Origin of the sequence: Nocardia paucivorans NBRC 100373 (assembly GCF_000308675.1) — a bacterium.
GTDB classification, from domain to species: Bacteria; Actinomycetota; Actinomycetes; order Mycobacteriales; family Mycobacteriaceae; genus Nocardia; species Nocardia paucivorans.
Genome location: NZ_BAGE01000041.1, coordinates 271818 through 294973, shown reverse-complemented (window position 1 = coordinate 294973; position 23156 = coordinate 271818). Strand labels below are relative to the sequence as shown.

Annotated in this window: 20 protein-coding genes; all 20 read left to right on the top strand. The window is 68.3% G+C overall.

The annotated features are described in order from the left end of the window. Positions 1 to 265 precede the first annotated feature (265 nt). The 20 genes from pyrR (at position 266) to ON32_RS12745 (ending at position 23147) form a co-directional block, all read left to right on the top strand. Positions 266 to 937, top strand: coding sequence for a bifunctional pyr operon transcriptional regulator/uracil phosphoribosyltransferase PyrR (gene pyrR / locus ON32_RS12840; RefSeq protein WP_245550998.1), 672 nt, complete (start codon positions 266 to 268; stop codon positions 935 to 937). Continuing rightward, the gene (locus ON32_RS12835) at positions 934 to 1890 is read left to right on the top strand and encodes an aspartate carbamoyltransferase catalytic subunit (RefSeq protein WP_040791067.1); all 957 of its coding nucleotides are present in this window, start codon (positions 934 to 936) and stop codon (positions 1888 to 1890) included. The genes pyrR and ON32_RS12835 overlap by 4 nt, the downstream gene beginning before the upstream one ends. A gap of 71 nt (positions 1891 to 1961) precedes the next feature. Further along, entirely contained in the window at positions 1962 to 3296 is a 1335-nt protein-coding gene (locus ON32_RS12830; protein ID WP_040791279.1) for a dihydroorotase, read from the top strand. Then, positions 3296 to 3790, top strand: coding sequence for a PH-like domain-containing protein (locus tag ON32_RS12825; RefSeq protein ID WP_040791066.1), 495 nt, complete (start codon positions 3296 to 3298; stop codon positions 3788 to 3790). The genes ON32_RS12830 and ON32_RS12825 overlap by 1 nt, the downstream gene beginning before the upstream one ends. Beyond that, positions 3787 to 4923: a glutamine-hydrolyzing carbamoyl-phosphate synthase small subunit gene (gene carA / locus ON32_RS12820; RefSeq protein ID WP_040791065.1), complete on the top strand. Its 1137-nt coding sequence runs from the start codon at positions 3787 to 3789 to the stop codon at positions 4921 to 4923. The genes ON32_RS12825 and carA overlap by 4 nt, the downstream gene beginning before the upstream one ends. Continuing rightward, the gene (gene carB, locus ON32_RS12815) at positions 4923 to 8273 is read left to right on the top strand and encodes a carbamoyl-phosphate synthase large subunit (RefSeq protein WP_040791064.1); all 3351 of its coding nucleotides are present in this window, start codon (positions 4923 to 4925) and stop codon (positions 8271 to 8273) included. Before carA ends, carB begins: the two co-directional genes overlap by 1 nt. Positions 8274 to 8354: 81 nt before the next feature. Next, a complete protein-coding gene (pyrF, locus tag ON32_RS12810; protein ID WP_040791063.1) occupies positions 8355 to 9179 on the top strand; it encodes an orotidine-5'-phosphate decarboxylase in 825 nt (274 codons plus the stop codon). 126 nt (positions 9180 to 9305) lie between these two features. Beyond that, on the top strand, positions 9306 to 9719 hold the full coding sequence (locus tag ON32_RS12805; RefSeq protein WP_051133176.1) for a VOC family protein: 414 nt from the start codon (positions 9306 to 9308) through the stop codon (positions 9717 to 9719). A gap of 522 nt (positions 9720 to 10241) precedes the next feature. After that, positions 10242 to 10562 carry an integration host factor, actinobacterial type gene (gene mihF, locus ON32_RS12800; RefSeq protein WP_040791062.1) on the top strand — a complete coding sequence of 107 codons (321 nt, stop codon included), beginning with the start codon at positions 10242 to 10244 and terminating at the stop codon, positions 10560 to 10562. Between the two features lie 20 nt (positions 10563 to 10582). Next, a complete protein-coding gene (gene gmk / locus ON32_RS12795; RefSeq protein ID WP_051133220.1) occupies positions 10583 to 11155 on the top strand; it encodes a guanylate kinase in 573 nt (190 codons plus the stop codon). 59 nt (positions 11156 to 11214) lie between these two features. Then, positions 11215 to 11493, top strand: a complete 279-nt coding sequence (gene rpoZ / locus ON32_RS12790) for a DNA-directed RNA polymerase subunit omega (protein WP_040791060.1) — start codon at positions 11215 to 11217, stop codon at positions 11491 to 11493. 50 nt (positions 11494 to 11543) lie between these two features. Next, entirely contained in the window at positions 11544 to 12794 is a 1251-nt protein-coding gene (gene coaBC, locus ON32_RS12785; RefSeq protein WP_051133175.1) for a bifunctional phosphopantothenoylcysteine decarboxylase/phosphopantothenate--cysteine ligase CoaBC, read from the top strand. 161 nt (positions 12795 to 12955) lie between these two features. After that, complete coding sequence (gene metK / locus ON32_RS12780; RefSeq protein WP_040791058.1) at positions 12956 to 14167, top strand: methionine adenosyltransferase; 1212 nt, start codon at positions 12956 to 12958, stop codon at positions 14165 to 14167. Between the two features lie 131 nt (positions 14168 to 14298). Further along, the gene (locus ON32_RS12775) at positions 14299 to 16416 is read left to right on the top strand and encodes a primosomal protein N' (protein WP_245551024.1); all 2118 of its coding nucleotides are present in this window, start codon (positions 14299 to 14301) and stop codon (positions 16414 to 16416) included. Between the two features lie 250 nt (positions 16417 to 16666). After that, positions 16667 to 17326, top strand: coding sequence for a PadR family transcriptional regulator (locus tag ON32_RS12770; protein ID WP_040791057.1), 660 nt, complete (start codon positions 16667 to 16669; stop codon positions 17324 to 17326). Between the two features lie 78 nt (positions 17327 to 17404). Next, positions 17405 to 18412 (top strand): esterase/lipase family protein, encoded by a 1008-nt coding sequence (locus ON32_RS12765; protein WP_040791276.1) that lies wholly within the window; start codon positions 17405 to 17407, stop codon positions 18410 to 18412. Between the two features lie 172 nt (positions 18413 to 18584). After that, positions 18585 to 19127: a peptide deformylase gene (gene def / locus ON32_RS12760; RefSeq protein WP_040791056.1), complete on the top strand. Its 543-nt coding sequence runs from the start codon at positions 18585 to 18587 to the stop codon at positions 19125 to 19127. After that, positions 19127 to 20050: a methionyl-tRNA formyltransferase gene (gene fmt / locus ON32_RS12755; protein WP_040791055.1), complete on the top strand. Its 924-nt coding sequence runs from the start codon at positions 19127 to 19129 to the stop codon at positions 20048 to 20050. The genes def and fmt overlap by 1 nt, the downstream gene beginning before the upstream one ends. A gap of 377 nt (positions 20051 to 20427) precedes the next feature. After that, entirely contained in the window at positions 20428 to 21861 is a 1434-nt protein-coding gene (locus ON32_RS12750) for an RsmB/NOP family class I SAM-dependent RNA methyltransferase (protein WP_040791275.1), read from the top strand. A gap of 236 nt (positions 21862 to 22097) precedes the next feature. Next, positions 22098 to 23147, top strand: coding sequence for a hypothetical protein (locus ON32_RS12745; protein ID WP_040791054.1), 1050 nt, complete (start codon positions 22098 to 22100; stop codon positions 23145 to 23147). Positions 23148 to 23156 lie beyond the last annotated feature (9 nt).

Here is a 23156-nt window from a genome sequence, read left to right as displayed (position 1 = left end):
CTCGGATCCCGGCGAACTTCGCCATGGTCGCCCGGCGGCCGGGACGACCTCATGTTGCCGAATGGAGGTCGCTTCCGCCGACGGCCTGTGCGGGGGCGGCATGATGTGCCATCGGTCACGAGCGAACACGTGCGGCGACGTGGTCCGTCTCACACCCGAATATCGGCCCCTCACCTGGCGAAAAGCGATCTGGTCGGGCTGCTAGGCTGCTGGGCGTAAGACATCCTTTAACGGACCGTCCAGTGAGGCGGGGAAGGAGGTCGGTATGGCCGTGCCCGAAGACCGGGCGGCCACGTCCGGCGCCGCCGAGGTATCGACGGGAAGCGGACAGAAGACCACCGGTGCTCAGACGCCACGACACACCCCGGAGTGGGTGGCGGCGGGCCGAGAGCTGCTGTCGGCGTCCGATGTCGGACGGACCATCGCGCGAATGGCGCATCAGATCATCGAGAAAACCGCGCTCGATTCGAACGAGCCGGATGCCCCGCGGGTCGTGCTGGTCGGTATCCCCACTCGCGGCACCACGCTCGCCGCGCGGCTCGCCGACAAGGTCGAGGAATTCTCCGGGGTCCGCCCCGCGCTCGGCTCTCTCGACATCACCCTCTACCGCGACGATCTGCGCACCCGCCCGCACCGCCCACTGGAACGCACCTCGGTGCCCGAGGGCGGAATCGAGGACGCGTTGGTGGTGCTGGTCGACGATGTGCTGTTTTCCGGGCGCACGGTCCGCTCCGCGCTGGACGGGCTGCGGGATCTGGGCCGGCCCCGGGCGGTGCAGCTCGCGGTTCTCGTCGACCGCGGGCACCGCGAACTGCCGATCCGCGCCGACTACGTCGGTAAGAACGTGCCGACCGCGCGCAGCGAGGACATCTCCGTGCTGCTCACCGAGCACGACGGCCGCGACGGCGTCTACTTGCATCAGGAGGAGTCCCGGTGAGGCATCTGCTGACCGTCACCGACCTGGATCGCGCCACCGCCACCGAACTGCTCGACGAGGCCGAGCGCTTCGAGCAGGCACTGCTCGGTCGGGAAGTACGCAAACTGCCCACCCTGCGCGGGCGCACCGTGATGACGGTGTTCTTCGAGAACTCCACCCGAACCCGGGTGTCCTTCGAGGTCGCGGGTAAGTGGATGAGCGCCGATGTGATCAATGTGAGCGCGAGCAGTTCCTCGGTCGCCAAGGGCGAATCGCTGCGTGATACCGCGTTCACCCTGCACGCGGCCGGGGCGGACGCGCTCATCGTGCGGCATCCGGCGTCCGGCGCCGCGCATCGGATCGCGCACTGGTTCGAGGACTGGTCGCGGCGTACGGCGAGCTCGGTCCCGGCGGTGATCAATGCCGGTGACGGAATGCACGAACACCCCACCCAGGCCCTGTTGGACGCCTTGACCCTACGGCAGCGGCTCGGCGATATCGCGGGCCGGCGAGTGGTGATCGTCGGCGACATCCTGCACAGCCGGGTGGCTCGATCCAATGCTTTCCTGCTGTCCACCCTCGGCGCGGAGGTGGTGCTGGTGGCGCCGCACACCCTGCTGCCCGTGGGGGTGAGCGGTTGGCCGGTACGGGTGTCGACGAACCTCGATGCCGAACTGCCGGGCGCCGATGCGGTATTGATGCTGCGGGTGCAGGCGGAGCGGATGAACGGGGGATTCTTCCCGTCGGCACGCGAATACGCGGTGCACTACGGGCTGTCCGAACGCAGGCTCGCCCTTCTCGACGACCACGCGGTGGTCCTGCATCCCGGACCGATGCTGCGTGGTATGGAGATCGCTTCCTCGGTGGCCGATTCACCGCGGGCGGCCGTCCTCCAACAGGTGACGAACGGAGTCCATATGCGTATGGCGGTGTTGTTCCGCCTGCTGGTAGGCGTACAGGAGGCCGCGGCGTGAGCGGTCAGCGTCCGGAGGAGGTGGCTCGCGTGACCACGGAGGGCGCCCGCGCACACCGTGATGAGCAGAGCATGAGCGGTCAGGGCACGGTGTTGATCAAGGGCGCCCGTCCCTACGGCGAAGGCGAGCCGGTCGATGTGTTGGTCGTGGACGGGGTGATCCGGGAGATCGCCACCGACCTGGGTGTCCTGGACGCCGAGATCATCGAGGCGCGCGGACAGGTCCTGCTGCCCGGTTTCGTGGATCTGCACACCCATCTGCGCGAACCCGGCCGTGAGGACACCGAGACCATCGAATCCGGTTCCGCGGCCGCGGCGCTGGGCGGGTACACGGCGGTCTTCGCCATGGCCAATACCGATCCGGTCGCCGACTCCCATGTCGTCACCGATCATGTGTGGCGGCGCGGTCGGGAGGTCGGACTGGTGGACGTCCATCCGGTCGGCGCGGTCACCGTGGGGTTGGCCGGGAAACAGCTCGCCGAGATGGGCACCATGGCCGCGGGTGTCGGCGCGGTGCGGATGTTCTCCGACGACGGTCATTGCGTCCACGACCCGCTGGTCATGCGGCGGGCCCTGGAATACGCGACCTCGCTGGGCGTACTCATCGCCCAGCACGCCGAGGAGCCGCGACTCACCGTGGGCGCGGTCGCCCACGAAGGGCCGACCGCCGCCCGACTGGGCCTGGCCGGGTGGCCGCGTGCCGCGGAGGAGTCCATCGTCGCCCGCGACGCCTTGCTCGCCCGCGACGCCGGCGCTCGGGTACACATCTGCCACGCCTCCACGGCGGGCACCGTGGAATTGGTGAAATGGGCGAAATCCCAGGGTATTGCGATCACCGCCGAGGTGACGCCGCATCACCTGCTGTTGGACGACTCGCGGCTGGAAACCTACGACGCGGTCAACAAGGTCAACCCGCCGCTGCGTGAGGCCGCCGATGCCGAGGCACTACGCCGGGCACTGGCCGACGGTATCGTCGACTGCGTCGCCACCGACCATGCTCCGCACGCCGAGCAGGACAAATGCTGTGAGTTCTCGGCGGCGCGGCCCGGTATGCTCGGTTTGGAGACGGCGCTGTCGGTGGTGGTGGAAACCATGGTGCGTCCCGGCCTACTGGACTGGCGCGGGGTGGCCCGGGTGATGAGCGAACGGCCCGCCGAGATCGTCGGATTGGACGATCAGGGCCGGCCCATCGAGGTCGGGGAGCCCGCCAATCTCGTGCTGGTCGACCCCGATGTGACCTGGACGGTGCGGGCCACGGAACTGGCCAGTATCTCCGACAACACCCCGTACGAGTCGATGGAGCTTCCCGGTCGGGTGACGGCCACCCTGCTGCGCGGGCGGATCACCGCGCGCGACGGAGTGGCCGCGGCGCCCGTGTCCGCGCGCGGCGGATCCGGGGGTCGGTGATGGAGCGGGCACTGTGGGTGCTGCTGTGCATCGCCCTGTGGGCGTTGTTCGTCTACCTGATGTACCGCGGGTGGCGTAACCGCGGGGCACGGCAGGCGAACCTCGTCGGGGAACTGCCCTCGGTTCCCGCGGAACCGGGAGCCCAGGTACTGGAGCCGACCACCGGTCTGTACCTGGGCAGCACCATGGCACCGAGCTGGCAGGACCGGATCGCGGTGGGTGATCTGGGTTTCCGGGCCACCGCCGAACTGACCAGGTTCGAGCACGGCATCCTGTTGGAACGTGACGGCGCGTCTGCGATCTGGATACCGGAGGAATCCATTACCGCGATCCGCACCGAACGCGGTCACGCGGGCAAGGTGATGACAGAAGACGGTGTCCTGGTGATCCGCTGGGTACTGCCGACCGGGACCGAGATAGACACCGGTTTCCGGGGTGACGACAAAACGGTGTATCCGGCATGGACACGGGCGACGACGGGAGACGAACAGTGACCACACAACCGACGCGAGCCCGGGAACAGGCCGCCCTGGTGCTGGAGGATGGACGGGTGTTCCGCGGCACCGCCTACGGGGCGGTGGGCCAGACCCTCGGCGAAGCGGTGTTCTGCACCGCCATGACGGGCTATCAGGAGACCCTCACCGACCCCAGCTATCACCGGCAGATCGTGGTGGCCACGGCCCCACAGATCGGCAATACCGGTTGGAACGACGAGGACGACGAATCCCGGCAGATCTGGGTGGCCGGATACGCGGTGCGAGATCCGGCTCGGCGCGCCTCCAACTGGCGCGCCACCACCACCCTGCCCGAGGTGCTGGCCCGGCAGAACATCGTCGGTATCGCCGGGATCGACACCCGTGCCGTGGTGCGGCATCTGCGCACCCGGGGTTCGATGAAGGCGGGCATCTTCTCCGGCCCGGCCCTGGCCGGCACCGAGGAACTGGTGGCCCGGGTGAACGGCCAGCCGTCCATGTTGGGCGCGGACCTGGCCGAGGAGGTCAGCGCCGATGCGCTGTACACCATCGAACCCACCGGCGGTGAGGTGCGGCATACGGTGGTCGCGGTCGATCTGGGGATCAAGACCAATACCCCGCGGATGTTCGCACAGCGCGGGATGCGCGTGCACGTGGTGCCCTCGAGCACCACCCTGGACCAGGTTCTGGAGCTGAAACCCGATGGTGTGTTCCTGTCCAACGGTCCCGGCGACCCTGCCACCCAGGACGATGCCGTCGCCCTGACCCAGGGAGTGCTCGGTCGAGGTGTGCCGCTGTTCGGTATCTGCTTCGGCAACCAGATCCTGGGCCGCGCCCTGGGGCGGGGCACCTACAAGATGAAGTTCGGCCACCGCGGGATCAATGTTCCGGTTGTGGAACAGGAGACCGGCCGGGTCTCGATCACCGCCCAGAACCACGGGTTCGCGCTGGAGGGCGAGGCGGGGGAGCGGTTCGACACCCCCTTCGGCACGGCCGAGGTCAGCCATGTCTGTGCCAATGACGGCACCGTCGAGGGGGTGCGGCTGGTCGATGGCCGCGCCTTCTCGGTGCAATACCACCCGGAAGCGGCCGCCGGGCCCCATGACGCCGCGTATTTGTTCGACCGCTTCGCCGGTCTGATGGAGGGAGCCTGATGCCGCGCCGTACCGATCTCGAACACATCCTGGTCATCGGATCGGGGCCGATCGTCATCGGCCAGGCCTGTGAATTCGACTACTCCGGTACTCAGGCGTGCCGGGTGCTGCGGTCGGAGGGCCTGCGGGTGTCGTTGGTGAACTCGAACCCGGCCACGATCATGACCGACCCGGAGTTCGCCGACTCCACCTACGTCGAGCCCATCACCCCGGAGTTCGTCGAGAAGGTCATCGCCAAGGAACGCCCCGACGCGCTGCTGGCCACCCTCGGTGGACAGACCGCGCTGAACACGGCGGTCGCGCTGCACGAGCGCGGGGTGCTGGAGAAGTACGGGGTCGAGCTGATCGGCGCCGATTTCGAGGCCATCCAGCGCGGCGAGGACCGGCAGAAGTTCAAGGACATCGTCGCCAAGGTAGGTGGGGAAAGCGCCCGGTCCCGGGTCTGCTACACCATGGAGGAGGTCCGGGAAACCGTCGCCGAACTCGGCTTCCCGGTGGTCGTGCGGCCGTCGTTCACCATGGGCGGTCTCGGTTCCGGTATGGCCTACGACGACGAGGACCTGGACCGGATCGCGGGCGGTGGTCTGGCCGCCTCGCCGACGGCGAACGTGCTCATCGAGGAATCCATCCTCGGCTGGAAGGAATACGAGCTCGAGTTGATGCGCGACGGCCGCGACAATGTCGTGGTGGTGTGCTCCATCGAGAACGTCGATCCGATGGGTGTGCACACCGGCGACTCGGTCACCGTCGCCCCTGCCATGACGCTCACCGACCGCGAATACCAGAAGATGCGCGATCTGGGCATCGCCATCCTGCGCGAGGTCGGCGTCGACACCGGTGGCTGCAATATCCAGTTCGCGGTGAACCCGCGCGACGGCCGGCTCATCGTCATCGAGATGAACCCCCGGGTGTCGCGTTCCTCGGCGTTGGCGTCCAAGGCGACCGGGTTCCCGATCGCCAAGATCGCGGCGAAACTCGCCATCGGCTACACCCTGGACGAGATCGTCAACGACATCACCTCCGAGACCCCGGCCTGTTTCGAGCCGACCCTCGACTATGTGGTGGTGAAGGCGCCCCGATTCGCATTCGAGAAGTTCCCCGGCGCCGACCCAACCCTCACCACCACCATGAAGTCGGTGGGTGAGGCCATGTCGCTGGGACGCAACTTCGCCGAGGCGCTCGGCAAGGTGCTGCGCTCCCTGGAGACCAAGGTCCCCGGCTTCTGGACCGTCGACGACGGGGCCTGGGCGCCGAAGTCCGACGATCCGGCCGAGGTCGAGGCGGCGATCCGGGCGATCCTGGACGATCTACGCACCCCCACCGAGGGCCGGCTCTACCAGGTGGAGCGGGCGCTGCGGTTCGGCGCGAGCGTCGAGGATGTGGCCGCCGCCTCTGGTATCGACCCCTGGTTCGTCGACGAGGTCGCCGGTCTGGTCGAGCTGCGCCGCGAACTCCTGGACGCTCCGGTACTCGACGAGGAGCTGTTGCGCCGCGCCAAGCACCACGGCCTGTCCGACCGGCAGATCTCGGCACTGCGGCCGGAACTGGCCGGAGAGAGCGGAGTCCGCGCCCTGCGGCACCGGCTCGGCATTCGGCCGGTGTTCAAAACCGTCGACACCTGCGCCGCGGAGTTCGAGGCCAAGACCCCGTACCACTATTCGAGCTACGAACTCGACCCCGCCGCCGAGTCCGAGGTCGCCCCGCAGCGCGACCGCGAGAAGGTGATCATTCTCGGCTCCGGCCCCAACCGGATCGGTCAGGGCATCGAGTTCGATTACTCGTGCGTGCACGCGGCCCAGACGCTGTCGGAGGCCGGCTACGAGACGGTCATGGTCAACTGCAACCCGGAAACCGTCTCCACCGACTACGACACCGCCGACCGCCTCTACTTCGAGCCGCTCACCTTCGAGGACGTGCTCGAGGTGTACCACGCCGAAACCGAGTCCGGCACGGTGGCGGGTGTGATCGTGCAACTCGGTGGTCAGACCCCGCTCGGGTTGGCGCAGCGCCTCACCGAGGCCGGGGTGCCGGTGGTCGGCACCAGTGCCGCCGCCATCGACCTGGCCGAGGACCGCGGCGAATTCGGTGACGTCCTGGTCGCCGCCGGTCTGCCCGCCCCCAAGTACGGCACCGCCACCAACTTCGATCAGGCGAAGAAGATCGCCGCCGATATCGGCTATCCGGTGCTGGTGCGTCCGTCGTATGTGTTGGGTGGACGCGGTATGGAGATCGTCTACGACGAGAAGTCCCTCGAGGGGTATATCTCCCGCGCCACCGAGCTCAGTCCCGAACACCCGGTGTTGGTGGACCGTTTCCTCGAAGACGCCATCGAGATCGATGTCGACGCGCTCTGCGACGGCGACGAGGTGTACCTCGGCGGTGTCATGGAACATATCGAGGAAGCGGGTATCCATTCCGGTGACTCCGCGTGTGCGTTGCCGCCGATCACCTTGGGTCGCAGCGATATCGAGTCCGTACGTCGGTCCACCGTCGCGCTCGCCAAGGGAATCGGTGTCAAAGGTCTGCTGAATGTCCAGTACGCGCTGAAGGACGATGTGTTGTACGTGCTGGAGGCCAATCCGCGCGCCAGCCGTACCGTGCCGTTCGTCTCCAAGGCCACCGGAGTACCGCTGGCCAAGGCAGCCGCTCGGATCATGCTCGGCGCCACCATCGCCGAGCTGCGCAAGGAGGGCCTGTTGCCGGCCGAGGGCGACGGGGGTCGGATGCCGCTGAACGCTCCGGTCGCGGTGAAGGAGGCCGTACTGCCCTTCCACCGGTTCCGGCGTGCCGATGGCAGTGGGATCGACTCGTTGCTGTCCCCGGAGATGAAATCCACCGGTGAGGTCATGGGCATCGACGCGGATTTCGGCACCGCCTTTGCCAAGAGCCAGTCCGCTGCCTACGGTTCGCTGCCCACCGAGGGCACGGTCTTCGTCTCGATCGCCAACCGGGACAAGCGGTCCATGGTGTTCCCGGTGAAGCGCCTGTACGATCTCGGATTCCGTGTCCTGGCCACCGAGGGTACCGCGGAGATGTTGCGCCGCAACGGAATTCCGTGCGAGACTGTGCGTAAGCACTCCGATCCGCCGGTCGATTCGCAGACGCCCACGGCGTCCATTGTGGACCAGATCCGCGATGGCGAGGTGGACATGGTGTTCAACACCCCGTACGGCAACTCCGGACCTCGTATCGACGGCTACGAGATCCGCAGCGCCGCGGTGGGTGTGAACATTCCCTGTATCACCACCGTGCAGGGCGCCGCGGCCGCGGTACAGGGCATCGAGGCCGCCATCAGCGGTGGACTCGGGGTGCGGTCGCTGCAGGAACTGCATTCGGCGCTGCGGGGCTGATATGTTCCGCGCTGGTATACCCCGCGCCCACCAGGTTCCGCGGGCGTGCCGTCGCACGCCCGCCGACGAGACGAGGTCACGGTGACGACATTCGGTGAGCGACTGCGCGCGGCCGTGCGGCGGTGGGGGCCGATCTGTGTCGGGATCGACCCGCACCCGTCCCTGCTGGCGTCCTGGGGTCTCGACGACGATGTGGACGGTGTGGCCCGCTTCGCCGAGATCTGTGTCGAGGCGTTCGCCGGCGTGACAGCGGTGGTCAAACCGCAGGTGGCGTTTTTCGAGACCTACGGTTCCGATGGGATCGCCGTGCTGGAGTGCGCCATCGCCGAGCTGCGTTCCTCGGGAACCCTGGTGCTGGCCGATGCCAAACGTGGCGATATCGGCTCCACCATGGCCGCCTACGCCCGGGCGTGGCTCGGCGACGGGCCGCTCGGCTCGGATGCCGTCACCGTATCGCCGTATCTCGGTTTTGGCGCGTTGGCTCCGGCATTGGAGCTGGCGGAGGCCAACCACCGGGGTGTTTTCGTCCTCGCGGCCACCTCCAACCCGGAGGGCGCGCGGCTGCAGCGGGTTGTCACCGCGGACGGACGCACCATTGCCCAGACCATGGTGGACGAGGCCGCGGCGCGCAATACCGGTGCGGCATTCGGGTCGGTCGGCGTGGTGGTCGGCGCGACCCTCGACGAGGCGCCCGACCTGAGTGCGCTCAACGGCCCGATCCTCATGCCGGGCGTCGGTGCTCAGGGTGGTGGAGCCGACTCGATCCGGAAGCTCGTCCCCGCGGCGAGTCGGGGAGCGGTCCTGCCGAACGTCTCGCGGGAGATCCTGCAGGCCGGCCCCGCGGTGCTGGCATTGCGGTCGCGCCTGCGGAAACTGAGCGACGAATTCGCCTTTCTCCAGAACTGAGCGACCGCGCCGGGGGCGTGTCGATGGTCGGAACGGACCGTGATACCCCTGTCTCGTGCCGGTGACGGATTACGTCGCCGGCACGTTCCCGTCACATCCCCGGGAACGGCAGATGAAAGGTGAATCATGTCCGATTCGGATCTCGGACTGTTGTCCTACGGACAGACACGTGTGCTGGTCGACGACTTCGGGGCCAGCTATCGCTTCTATCACGAGGTGCTGGGCCTGGAACCCAAGGCCGAGGTCGCCGATCCGGAGACGGGGCCGTACGCCTGTTTCTCGATCGGTGGCACGGACCTGGCTCTTTTCACCCGTGAACTCCTGGACGCCGCGATCGGCGCCGAGCATCGACCCCGCGGCGCGGCCGATACGGTGGTGATCGCCCTGCGCGTCGCCGATGTCGACCGGGCCGTGGCGACGGTTGCCGAGCGCGGGGCCGCGGTTGTTGCCGGCCCGTTCGATCGGCCGGGGTGGGGAATGCGGGTCGGGTATGTGCGTGCGCCCGAGGGCACGCTCGTCGAGTTCTGCCACTACGACTGAAAACCGACCTACCGGCCGGATTTCCCTATCGTGGTCGTGGTGTGTCCTATCCCCCTCGTCCCGACCGGGGGCAAGGGGCAGGACGGTTTCTCGCGCCGACGTGGCCGTGAGCGGGCCGGACGGCCCGCCGAGGCGTGGACCCGTCGGACCCGGGGGTGCATGGCGGGGGGAAACCGCGACACGCGGACGGAATCGGCGCGACGCGCGGAAATTTCCAGAAAGTTCCTGGTCGGACGGTCGACCAATTGTCGTGTCGGGTTCATCAATGGTGGCTATTCATCCGCAAACGTGGGGTATGTTCGGAAAATCCCCTGGTCGCAGCTTGTTTCGGCCCTCGTGCACGGGTTGTCGACGACCGAACCAGAGGCGGCGTGGACAGCGATCGGAAACCGAGCGGATATGCCCGATTCATGCCCTGACCTGGGGGGTGGGTTCGCAATCGGGAGCAGTCGTGGGTACGGTCGCTGAGACCGCCGGGTTACCGACGGTAGATACAGCAATGAACGATGAGACGGAGGAACCGTGGCCCTTCCCCAGCTGACTGACGAGCAGCGCGCCGCTGCTTTGGAGAAGGCGGCTGCCGCTCGCCGCGCTCGGGCGGAGCTCAAGGATCGCCTGAAGCGCGGCGGCACCGACCTCAAAGAGGTCCTCGCCAGTGCCGAGACCGATGAGATCATCGGCAAGATGAAGGTACGCGCGCTGCTCGAGGCCCTGCCCAAGGTTGGCAAGGTCAAGGCGGAGGAGATCATGACCGAACTGGAGATCGCCCCCACCCGCCGCCTGCGCGGGCTCGGTGATCGGCAGCGCAAGGCGCTGCTGGCCAAGTTCGATCCGAGCGCCTGACCACCCCCGTGGTCGAACAAATGACGAAGGGTCGGCTGGTCGTACTGGTCGGCCCCTCGGCCGTGGGCAAATCCACCGTGGTGCGCTGTGTGCGCGAACGGTTACCGGAACTGGTCTTCAGTGTGTCGGTCACCACTCGGGACCCGCGTCCCGGTGAGGTCGACGGCCGCGACTACCGGTTCATCGATCGGGCCGAGTTCGATGCCCTGATCGAATCCGGGGGTCTGCTCGAATGGGCGGAGATCCACGGTGGACTGCAACGCTCCGGCACCCCGGCCGGACCGGTTCTCGCCGCGCTGGCGGAGGGACTACCGGTCCTGGTCGAGGTCGACCTGGAAGGTGCGCGGTCGATCCGCCGGGCCATACCCGAGGCGGTACTGGTGTTTCTGGCCCCGCCCAGCTGGGACGAGCTGGTGGCGCGGTTGCATCGCCGCGGCACCGAATCACCCGAGGCGATCGAGCGCCGGCTGGAGACCGCACGGGTCGAACTGGCAGCGCGTGACGAATTCGACGTCGTCATCGTCAACGACGACGTGACCAGCGCCTGCGAGCAGTTGGTATCGTTGTTCGTCAGCACGAATTCCAGTTCGTGACGCTGTGCGGCCCGCGCGGCCGCACAGCCTCGACCCACCGACCCGCAGGAGCCCCCCTAGTGAGCAGTACGGACACCGCCGCGCCCGCCTACGACACCCCCGTCGGCCTCACCAACCCGCCGATCGACGAACTGCTGGAGCGTACCTCGTCCAAGTACGCCCTGGTCATCTACGCCGCCAAGCGGGCGCGCCAGATCAACGACTACTACAACCAGCTCGGCGACGGCATCCTCGAGTACGTCGGCCCCCTGGTCGAGCCGCTTCCGCAGGAGAAACCGCTGTCGGTCGCGCTGCGTGAGATCCACGCCGACCTGCTCGAGCACACCGAGGGCGAGTAGCCCGTCCACCGGCCCCGCCGACGACCCGATCGGTCGGTGGCCGGATACGGATGTCTACGGTGCCATCTTCAGGAGGCGTGATGACCCGGGTCATTGTCGGAGTCGGCGGTGGTATCGCCGCATACAAGGCGTGCGCGCTGGTTCGCCGGTTCACCGAGACCGGCCACGACGTCCGGGTGATCCCCACCGAGGCGGCGTTGCAGTTCGTCGGTAAGGCCACCTTCGAGGCGTTGTCCGGGCATCCGGTGCACACCGGGGTGTTCGCCGATGTGCCGGAGGTGCCACATGTGCGGCTCGGACAGGAGGCCGACCTCGTCGTCGTGGCGCCCGCCACCGCCGACCTCATGGCGCGCGCCGCATCCGGACGCGCCGACGATCTGCTCACCGGCACACTGCTCACCGCGCGATGTCCGGTGCTCTTCGCGCCCGCGATGCACACCGAGATGTGGGAGCACTCCGCCACCGTGGCCAATGTGGCCGCGCTGCGCGGCTACGGCGCCACCGTGATGGAACCGGCGTCGGGCAGGCTCACCGGCGCCGATACCGGCCCCGGTCGGTTGCCCGAACCCGAGGAGATCTTCGGTCTGGCCATGCTGCTGCTCGAACGCGCCGACGCCGTCCCGCGCGATCTGGTGGGGCGCCGCATCGTCGTCACGGCGGGTGGAACCCGTGAACCGCTGGACCCGGTGCGCTTCCTCGGCAACCGTAGCTCCGGTAAACAGGGCTACGCGCTGGCTCGCGTCGCCGCCCAGCGCGGGGCGCAGGTCACCCTGATCGCCGGGAACACCATCGAGATGGCCCCACCGGCGGCGGTCGAGTTGGTGCACATCACCACCGCCGAACAGCTCAAGACCGCGGTGGACAAGCATGCGGTGGGTGCCGACGCGGTGATCATGGCGGCGGCGGTGGCCGATTTCCGGCCGGCGAACGTGGCCGCGGCCAAGATCAAGAAAGGCGCCGGCGAACCGGACACCATTCCGCTGACCCGGACCGAGGACATTCTCGCGGGCCTGGTCCAGGCTCGCCGCGACGGGCAGCTGCCGGGCACCGCCATCGTCGGTTTCGCCGCCGAGACCGGGGACGAACACGGCGATGTGCTCACCCATGCCCGCGCCAAACTCGCTCGCAAGGGCTGCGATCTGTTGGTGGTCAATGCCGTCGGTGAGGGCAAGGCCTTCGAGGTCGACACCAACGACGGTTGGCTGCTCGGCGCCGACGGTACCGAGCAGGCCCTCGACCACGGTTCCAAGGCACTGCTGGCCAGCCGGGTACTGGACGCGCTCGGACCACTGCTGCGCTGAGTACTCGGCCCGTCGTACTCGGATCCGTGCGCCACGGGCGTGGTGAGCGTCACCGATTCGTCGCCGGTTGGAATAGTCTGGATCCCAGGGATTGCGATCCGGTGGCTCAGCGTTACTGTCGCATACCGTCCGAGTAAACCGTTGAGGAAGAAGGAAGATCTGTGCGCACGTCCGGTAGCCGGCTATTCACCAGTGAGTCCGTGACCGAGGGGCACCCGGACAAGATCTGTGACGCCATCAGTGACTCCATCCTCGACGCCTTGCTGGCCCAGGACCCCCGCAGCCGCGTGGCGGTGGAAACTCTCGTGACGACCGGACAGGTCCATGTCGCGGGCGAGGTCACCACGGAGGCCTATGCGGATATTCCCCGTATCGTGCGGGAAAAGGTGCTCGAAATCGGCTACGACTCGTCGGCCAAAGGGTTCGACGGCAATTCCTGCGGCGTCAATATCGCCATCGGAGCCCAATCGCCGGATATCGCGCAGGGTGTCGATATCTCGCACGAGGCGCGTGTCGGCGGCTCCGACGATGAGATCGAACTGCAGGGCGCCGGTGACCAGGGCCTGATGTTCGGTTACGCCAATACCGACACCCCCGAGCTGATGCCGCTGCCGATCGCGCTGGCGCATCGGTTGGCGCGGCGGCTGACCGAGGTGCGCAAGAGCGGTGTGCTGCCGTATCTGCGCCCCGACGGGAAAACCCAGGTCACCATCGAATACGACGGGGACCGCCCGGTGCGGCTGGACACCGTGGTCGTGTCCACCCAGCATGCCGCCGATATCGACCTGGACAATCTGCTCACCCCCGATATCCGGGAGAAGGTCCTCGACAGTGTGCTCGCCGACCTGGCGCTGCCCGATCTGGACACCTCCGATATCCGGCTGCTGGTGAACCCGACCGGCAAGTTCGTGCTCGGTGGCCCGATGGGTGATGCCGGACTGACCGGCCGCAAGATCATCGTCGACACCTACGGCGGTATGGCGCGGCACGGTGGTGGCGCGTTCTCCGGTAAGGACCCGTCGAAGGTGGACCGTTCGGCTGCCTACGCCATGCGCTGGGTCGCCAAGAACGTGGTGTCCGCCGGGTTGGCCGACCGGGTGGAGGTCCAGGTGGCCTACGCCATCGGTAAGGCCGCGCCGGTCGGGCTGTTCGTGGAGACCTTCGGCACCGAGAAGGTCGATCCGGCGCGTATCGCCGGTGCCATCACCGAGGTGTTCGATCTGCGCCCGGGCGCCATCATCCGCGACCTGGATCTGTTGCGCCCCATCTACGCCCCGACCGCCGCCTACGGGCACTTCGGTCGTACCGATATCGACCTGCCGTGGGAGCGCACCGACCGCGCGGACAAACTGCGCGCCGCCGCCGGACTGTAGATTCCGCTGCCCGCGTGCGCACGACCGTGGGACATTCGACCGACACCCCCGGCGACCCCGTTTCGCCGGGGGTGTCGGTCGGATCGGAACCCGAATCCCCGGTCGAGCCGCCGGCTCGGCCCGAGCCGGGGATTATCTCTCATCCCGTCGCGCGGGTGCTGCCATTGCTCACCCCGGCGCATCTGGACCGCGATTTCGACTACCTGGTGCCGCCGGAGCTGGACGAAACGGCCCGACCGGGGGTACGGGTGCGGGTGCGTTTCGCGGGGCGGTTGGTGGACGGATACCTGCTGTCGCGCCATACCGACACCGATCATCCGGGCAAACTGGTGCGACTGGAACGGGTCGTCTCGCCCGAGCCGGTGCTGACACCGGAGATCCTGCGTTTGGCCACCGTTGTCGCCGCACGATACGCCGGTACCCGGGCCGATGTGCTGCGGTTGGCGATCCCCCCACGTCATGCGCGGACGGAGAACGGGGAGGCCACACGAGCCGGGAAAGGCCGACCGGGCGGTGATGGCGATTCCACGGCCGCGACGGTGTCCGCCCCCGCGGCGGCCGATTCGCCCGGGGCGGTGAGCTCCGGAGATACGAGCCCCGAGACGCCGGATATTCCGGCCGGGGTCGAGATGTCCGCCTGGCGGCGATACCGGCACGGGGAGGCGTTCGTCACGGCGCTGGCGCGGCATCGCGGCGCGCGGGCGGCCTGGCAGGCGCTGCCCGGTGAGAACTGGGCCCGTCGACTCGCGGAACTGGCGGCGGTGGTGGTCGCGGGGGGCCGTAGCGCCGTCCTCATGGTTCCCGACCAACGCGATCTGGATCGGGTCCTGGCCGAATGCGAACGTCTGGTGGGGGATTCGGCGGTGGGGCTTTCGGCCGGTCTCGGCCCGGCGGCCCGGTACCGGCGCTGGTTGGCGGCGCTGCGCGGTACCGCGCGCGTGGTGGTCGGCACGCGGGCCGCGGTTTTCGCGCCGGTCCGGGATCTGGGTCTCATCGCCATCTGGGACGACGGGGACGACACCTACGCCGAACCCCGCGCCCCGTATCCGCATGCCCGCGAAGTGGCGATGCTGCGAGCGCACGATACCGGCGCCGCCTTCGTCGCGGCCGGTTATGCGCGGACCGCGGAGATCCAGTCGGTGGTCGAGAGTGGTTGGGCGCATGATCTGGTCGCCGACCGTGCGGTGGTGCGGGCGGCGTCCGCGAGGATCAGCGCGCCGGGCGACAGTGATATGGCCCTGGAGCGTGATCCGATCGCCCGGATCGTCCGTATCCCGGGTGTCGCGTTCGCGGCGGCCCGAGCGGCCCTGGCCGCCGGCGAGGCGGTATTGGTCCAGGTGCCGCGGCGGGGGTATGTCCCAGCGTTGGCGTGTGGTAGGTGCCGTACCCCGGCGCGCTGTCGGCACTGCAACGGTCCCTTGGCGCTGCCCGGTGTGGTCGATTCGGGCGATGACCGGGCCGCGCCCGGCCCACAGAGCCCGACCTGCCGATGGTGTGGTCGGTCCGATGCCGTGTTTCGTTGTCCGGCGTGTGGTGGGCGGGCGTTGCGCGCCGTGGTGATCGGGGCCGTTCGTACCGCCGAGGAATTGGGTCGAGCTTTCCCCGGGGTGCCGATCCGGGGTTCCAGCGGCGCCGAGTTACTGGATACCGTGCCGCCCGGCCCGCAGGTGGTGGTGGCCACCGTGGGCGCCGAGCCGCTGATCGACGGCGGTTACGGGGTGGGTCTGCTCCTGGACGGGTGGGCCCTGCTGGGGCGGGCCGATCTGCGCGCCGCCGAGGACACGTTACGTCGCTGGTTGGGTGCCGCCGCGCTGGTGAAGGCCGATGGGCAGGTGATCGTCATGGCCGAACCGGCCCTGCCGACGGTGCAGGCGCTGGTGCGGTGGGACCCGGTCGGTCATGCCGCCGCCGAACTCGCCCAGCGCACCGAGGTGGGGTTCCCGCCGGCGGTGCGCATGGCGGCGGTGGACGGTACCCCCGAGGCGATAGCCGAACTTCTGGCCGCCGCCGAGCTTCCGGATACGGTCGATGTTCTGGGGCCGGTGCCGTTGCCGGGCGCCGAGCGTGTTCCGTCCGCAGCCCGCTCCGCTGCCGGGAACGCCGTCGAAGAGATCGAACGGGTATTGCTGCGAGTCGCCCGGTCCGATGGACAGCGGCTGTCCCGCGCCCTCACCACCGCCCAGGCGGTTCGCAGCAGCCATCGTTCGGATGCGCCGCTGCGCGTTCGGGTCGATCCGGTCAATATCTGAGCCTATCCGAGATCTGAGCCTATCCGAGCCGTCCGATACCGAGCCGTCCGATACCGAGCCGCCGGACCGAATTCCGGCGGGACGTATTCGCTACCGGAAGTCGCCGTTCTCGCCCCGCTGTCGGTGGTGTATCGCTCGAGAGGCGCGGTTGTATGCCGGGGTGTGGGCTTCGTGCAAGGCCTTGCTGTGGATAGATTGTCGATATATCGTCGATATCATGAAGAACGTACGAAAGCCTGGGGAGGTCGTTATGGAAGACATGGAGCGCCACGCGATGCGCGCCCGATGGTCGCGTCGCCACGGAGGACATGGGCCGCACGGACATTTCCGGCACGGCGGTCATGGTTTCGGTCCCGGATTCGGCCCGGGCTTCGGTCCTGGGCGGGGTTTCGGTCCCGGTTTCGGTCCCGGTTTCGGTCCCGGTTTCGGGCGTGGTCGGGGGCGCGGGGGCCGAGGCCGACGTGGTGATGTGCGCGCCGCGATCCTGTTGTTGCTCGCGGAGCGGCCGATGCACGGATACGAGTTGATCCAACAGATCCGCGAACGCAGCGATGATCTCTGGCGCCCCAGTCCGGGGTCCATCTACCCGGCGTTGTCGCAGTTGGAGGACGAGGGGCTGATCGTCATCGAGAAGGTGGCCGGTCGAAAAACGGCCCAGTTGACCGCCACGGGCACCGAATACGTCACCGCGCACCGCGACGAACTCGGGGACCCGTGGGCGCAGGTCAAGGAAGGTGTCGGCGAACAGGCGATCGACCTGCGGGGTTTGCTGGGGCAGTTGTTCGGTGCGGTCGCGCAGGTCGCGGCGGCCGGTACCCCCGAGCAGGCGACCAAGGCGGCCGAGGTACTCACCGAGGCCCGACGCGCCTTATACCGCATCCTGGCCGAGGATGACACACCCGAAAAGTAACGGCCCGGCCAAAGTCGTGTTCGGAGCGGGAAATCGGCGACGAATGGGGTAGATGATTGTGATGTGAAACGGATACGAATGCGGTGGGGTGGGGACATAACACAATGGGGCAGAGTTGTTCTGTCCGGAATCGCGACGGCCGTGATGGTTGTCGGCTCGGTACTCGGCGCGGGGCCCGCGACCGCACGACCGGCGGGCTATCTCCCGCCGGTCGTGCCGACCGAATCGGCGCCGCGGCAGTCGGATCACCTCGCGGCCGCCCTGTACATGAAGACCCATCCGAACGCGGCGCCCTCGGGCGCGAACGATTTCGCCTGCGCACCGACCGCGGCCCACCCCCGTCCGGTGGTGCTCGCGCACGGCACCGATGCCAGCGCCTATACGGACTGGTCCGCCATTGCGCCGCGACTGGCCGCGGAGGGTTACTGCGTTTTCGCCCTCAACTACGGTGGCCGTCCCGGAGCGGGAACCTACGGGACCGAGGACATGGTGCTCAGCGGGTATCAGATCGCCGCGTTCGTGGACGAGGTGCTCGCCGCGACCGGTGCGCGCCAGGTGGATCTGGTGGGATTCTCGCAGGGGGCGAATGTGACCCGCTACTACATCAACAAACTCGGGGGCGCGTCGAAGGTGGGGGTGTGGGTGGGGCTCGCCTCGCCCACCTACGGGGGTGTGATGTACGGGCTGGTGCCGATCGCCCGGCAGATCCCGGGTGCCGAGCAGGTATTCGAACGGGTGCTCTCCGTCGCGGCCGTTCAGCAGGCACAGGGCTCGCAATTCATGCGTGAGCTGAATTCCGGCGGTGACACCGTCCCCGGAGTGCGCTATGTGACGATCGGTTCTCGGTTCGACGAGATGATCCAACCGTTCGAGAACATCGCTCTGCGTGGTCCCGGCGCCGAGAACATCGTGCTGCAGGATCGCTGCCCGGTGAATCTGACCGGACACTTCCACATGGTGTACGACCCGTTCGTCGCCGAACTGCTGTTGGAGGCGCTGGACCCGCAGACCGCACCGACCCCGGTCTGCGTTCCCGTCCCGCTCGGGACGGGAATACCGCAGGTGATCATCGGCGGCAATATCTGAACGGCCGATCCGGTCGAGTGGCGGTCGGGCGGGGGACTCGACACCCGCCCGACCGCATCCGTTTTGTATCAGCCGGGGGCGTCGGAATCGGGGATCCACGCGTCGTGTGCGCGCGTCTTTAGAATGAGATGACCGTTATTCCTTTTTCTGTCCGCTGTTATCGGGAGCTGCCGTGACCATTCAGCCCGTCCGCCTCTTCGGCGATCCTATTCTGCGAGCCCGCGCGGCGGAGGTCACCGATTTCGGTGCCGAGCTGCGGCAGCTGGTCGCCGACCTGACCGACACCATGTACGACGACGGTGGTGTCGGTATGGCCGCGCCGCAGATCGGCGTGGGGCTGCGGGTCTTCGTCTACGACACCGGTGACGCCGCCGGGCATCTGGTGAACCCGGTATGGACGCCATCGGGCGAGGAGGATCAGATCGGGCCGGAGGGATGCCTGTCCATTCCCGGCCTGAGCTACGAGACCCGACGTGCCCGAAGAGTGCGGGTCTCGGGGGTGGACATGCACGGGACGCCGGTCGATTTCGAGGCCGAGGATCTGTTGGCCCGGTGCGTCCAACACGAAACCGATCATCTGGACGGGGTGCTCTTCATCGATCGCCTGGATCCGCCGAATCGCAAGGACGCCATGCGCGCCATTCGGGAATCGGACTGGTTCACCGCCGGTATCACCGTTCGCCCCAGCCGCGCCGTCTCCGGGCGGGGTCGCTGATGCGAATCGTCTTCGCCGGAACCCCCGAACCGGCGGTGCCGTCGCTGCGACGGCTGCTCGAATCCTCGCGGCACGAGGTGATCGCCGTGGTGACCCGACCCGACGCGGTGGCCGGGCGTGGCCGGAAACTCACTCGTTCACCCGTCGGGCAGGTCGCCGACGAATACGGGGTCCGGGTGCTCACTCCGTCTCGGCCCGACGACCCCGATTTCGTCGCGACCCTCAACGAGTTGGCCCCCGACTGCTGTCCGGTGGTCGCCTACGGCGCGCTGCTGCCCTGGAAGGTGCTGGATCTGCCGCCGCACGGCTGGATCAACCTGCACTTCTCCCTTCTCCCGGCCTGGCGGGGCGCCGCGCCGGTACAGGCCGCCATCGCCGCCGGTGACGAGATCACCGGCGCCTCCACATTCCTGATCGAGTCCGGGTTGGACACCGGCCCGGTATTCGGCGTGGTGACCGAACGCATCGATGTCGCCGATACCGCCGGAACCCTGCTGGATCGACTGGCGGTCAGCGGTGCCGCACTGCTCGAACAGACCCTCGACGGTGTGGAGGACGGAACCCTGCAGGCGGTTCCGCAACCGACCGACGGTGTCTCCTACGCGCCCAAGATCACCTCGGAATTCGCGCGGGTGCGCTGGGCTCAGCCGGCGTTGGCCGTCGGCCGACACATTCGAGCGGTCACCCCGTCACCCGGTGCGTGGACCGAGGTGGCCGGTGTCCGGATCAAGGTGGGGCCGGTGGACCTGGTCGAGGAGATGCTGCCGGAGGGGCGTATCGAGGTCCGGAAAACGGGGGTGTTCGTGGGCACCGCGACCACCGCCGTCCGGCTCGGTGAGGTACAGCCGCAGGGGAAGCGGAAGATGTCCGCGCTCGACTGGGCGCGTGGGGCACGACTGGAGCCCGGTACGGTGGCCGAGTGAACGGCCCGACAGGAGCGACCGCCGGGGGATCCGGCGAACGACGGCGGGGTTTTCGACGCAACCGCGGCGGGACGGACGGTTCGTCGTCGCAACCCGATGAGCACGTCGACGGCGGCTCCGCGGATCCGCGGGCGCGGCGGAACAGGCCGGCGGTCGACCGGGGCACCGAGGATCGGCGCTCGGGACGTGATGTCCGGTCGATTAACTCGGGAACCGCCGCGCAGCGGGACGAGCGGAACCGGGAGCGCACCGGCGCGCGGCGCGGAGAGGCGGAACCGGTGGGGAAACGAACGAATCGAGAGCGCCGACCCACCACGAACGCGCGGTCGGGCGATACACCCGGATCGGACCGCCGGCAGGGCGGCTCGGCCGGCCGAATGCGCGCGCGGACCCAGAACGAATCCGGAACGGGACGGCAACACGGGAAGGCCGGTGGGGCCAAAGCGTCGAAGACGGGCACTCGCCGCCGGGCGCCCGCCGATCCGGCCCGGACGGTCGCGTTGGAGACACTGCGAGCGGTACGGGAACGCGACGCATACGCCAACCTGGTGTTGCCCGCCCTGCTGCGCGAGTACGGTGTGCACGGTCAGGATGCGGCCCTGGCCACCGAACTCGGTTACGGAGCCTGTCGCACCCTGGGGGTGCTCGACGCGGTCGTCGCCGAATGCGCCGGACGCGATACCGCCGATATCGACGGCCCGTTGCTGGACGTCCTGCGTCTGGGCGTCTACCAACTGCTGCGTACCCGGATCGGTGCGCACGCCGCCGTGGACACTTCGGTGGCGCTGGCCCGGGCCGAATCCGGCGCGGGCCGCGCGGGATTCGTGAACGCCGTGCTCCGACGGGCCGCCGAGCGGACCCCGCAGGAATGGGTCGAGGCGCTGGCTCCGCGGGATCCATTGGGGCGGCTCGCCTTCGAATACGCCCACCCGACCTGGATCGCGCAGGCGTTCGCCGATGCGCTCGGCGCGAACGCGGGGGAGTTGCGCGATCTCCTCGCCGCCGACGACGACCGACCCGCCGTACATCTGGTGGCCAGACCCGGGGATATCACCGCGGAGGAGCTCGCGCTGATCACCGGGGGTGCGGAGGGTCGATGGTCGCCGTACGCGGTGTACCTGGACAGCGGTGACCCCGGCGCGTTGGAACCCGTCCGTGAGGGGATGGCCGCGGTCCAGGACGAGGGCAGTCAGTTGGTCGCGCTCGCGCTCACCCGGGCCCCGCTGCTCGGCGCGGACCGCGGTCGCTGGCTGGATCTGTGTGCCGGCCCCGGTGGGAAGGCCGCCCTGTTGGGTTCGCTGGCCGATATCGATGGCCATCGGGTGGACGCGGTCGAACCGGCCGAACATCGGGCGGAGCTGGTCCGTACCGCCACTCGAGGGCTGCCGGTGGACGTGCATGTCGCCGACGGCCGCAGCAGTGGTTTGACCCCCGGCTACGACCGGATTCTGGTGGACGCTCCGTGTACCGGGCTCGGTGCGTTGCGGCGTCGACCCGAGGCGCGGTGGCGGCGCACCCCCGCCGATGTCGCGGAACTGGTCGCGCTACAACGGGAGCTGCTCGCCGCGGCGTGGGAGCTGCTGCGGCCGGGCGGGGTGGTGGTGTATTCCACCTGTTCCCCGCATCTTCCGGAGACCGTCGCGGTGGTCGCCGACGCCGTGCGCCGTACCGGGGCCGAGCGACTCGACGCCCGGGAGCTGCTGCCCGGTGTCGCCGGACTCGGGGATGGTCCCACCGTCCAGCTGTGGCCGCATCGGCACGGAACCGACGCCATGTTCATCGCGGCGCTGCGCAAGCCGGCGCAATCCTGATCGAGGCGATATTCGTTCGACGGATACGTGAATCGCCGCTGCGGTCGGTGGCTCGTTCCCACTTCCCAACCGTGGTGAGTTCGCCGCGTGTACGGCTCGTACCGTGTGCTGCACGGCGCGTATCGGTAACGCCCGGCAATCGCTTGGCCCGAAGTTTGCCATCCGACGGCTCGGGCGGCGATATCCCCCGGGAGCGGGAAATGGCCGCGTCGTGACAGATTTGCAGGAGGTACATAGTGACCGGAAATGGTCTGGTCCATTTATGCGGTAGCATCCCGCTGTCGGACGCGGAAACGGTATTCACCGAAGCCGCGAAACGAATGGGGACCGTGCTAACTCGAATCCCCGACGGTGAGACGGGAATTCGGGACAACTGGGTGGTGTGGCAGCTGCCCAAGCTGCAGGCCCACCCCGATCTGGAAACCGTTCCACCACCGAGCCCGGAGTACGGGCCCAGTGAACGGGTGCAGCCGAAATCGGGTGTCGATCCGACGACCATCGATCTGGGCCCCTTGGGCTACGACACGGCCGCGATCGAATCCTGGCAGGTGTTCCGACGGCTCCGTGACGAGGGCATCATCCCGGCAGGTATTCGATTCCAGGTGTCGTTGCCCACACCGATCGCCGTGATCGGGGCATTCGTCGCGGGTCCGCAGGCCGAGCTGGAGCGTCGATACGAGGCGCAACTGCTCACCGAACTGGACCGGATCCTCGATACCGTTCCCGCGGAAGACCTTGCCGTGCAATGGGATTGCGCCGTGGAGTTCGCCATCTTCGAGGGGGTGTTCCCGTCCTGGTTCGGGTCCGACTATCCGACCCAACTCGAGGGCGTGGCCCAGCGGCTGATTCGGTTGGGGCAGGCCGTCCCCGAAGCGGTGGAACTCGGATACCACCTGTGCTACGGCGATTTCGGGCATCAGCACTTCGTCGAGCCCGCCGATACGGGACGGTTGGCCGCGGTCGCCGGCCGGTTGAACACGGGCCTGGGACGTCGGCTCGACTGGGTACATCTACCGGTTCCCCGGTCCCGTACCGATGTCGAGTACTTCGCACCGCTGGGTGAGCTGGATCTTTCTCCCGAAACGACGCTCTACCTCGGGCTGGTACACGCAAGCGACGGCCGCGACGGCGCGCTGCGCCGGATCGAGGCGGCCCGGACGGTGGTGCCACGATTCGGTATCGCCACCGAATGCGGTATGGGACGCCGGCCGGCCGAGCAGATACCGGCGCTGTTCGACCTGCACACCGAACTCGCTCAGGTCCTGACCCCCGCGCCTTCGGTCTGACCGTTTCGG

Bases quoted from the DNA above. Each gene is read 5' to 3' on its own strand.
- carB (WP_040791064.1), top strand. From the start codon at position 4,923: ATGCCGCGCCGTACCGATCTCGAACACATCCTGGTCATCGGATCGGGG.
- ON32_RS12765 (WP_040791276.1), top strand. From the start codon at position 17,405: ATGCGGTGGGGTGGGGACATAACACAATGGGGCAGAGTTGTTCTGTCC.
- coaBC (WP_051133175.1), top strand. From the start codon at position 11,544: ATGTCTACGGTGCCATCTTCAGGAGGCGTGATGACCCGGGTCATTGTC.
- pyrR (WP_245550998.1), top strand. From the start codon at position 266: ATGGCCGTGCCCGAAGACCGGGCGGCCACGTCCGGCGCCGCCGAGGTA.
- ON32_RS12830 (WP_040791279.1), top strand. From the start codon at position 1,962: ATGAGCGGTCAGGGCACGGTGTTGATCAAGGGCGCCCGTCCCTACGGC.
- gmk (WP_051133220.1), top strand. From the start codon at position 10,583: ATGACGAAGGGTCGGCTGGTCGTACTGGTCGGCCCCTCGGCCGTGGGC.
- ON32_RS12770 (WP_040791057.1), top strand. From the start codon at position 16,667: ATGGAAGACATGGAGCGCCACGCGATGCGCGCCCGATGGTCGCGTCGC.
- fmt (WP_040791055.1), top strand. From the start codon at position 19,127: ATGCGAATCGTCTTCGCCGGAACCCCCGAACCGGCGGTGCCGTCGCTG.
- ON32_RS12750 (WP_040791275.1), top strand. From the start codon at position 20,428: ATGCGCGCGCGGACCCAGAACGAATCCGGAACGGGACGGCAACACGGG.
- ON32_RS12825 (WP_040791066.1), top strand. From the start codon at position 3,296: ATGGAGCGGGCACTGTGGGTGCTGCTGTGCATCGCCCTGTGGGCGTTG.
- ON32_RS12805 (WP_051133176.1), top strand. From the start codon at position 9,306: ATGTCCGATTCGGATCTCGGACTGTTGTCCTACGGACAGACACGTGTG.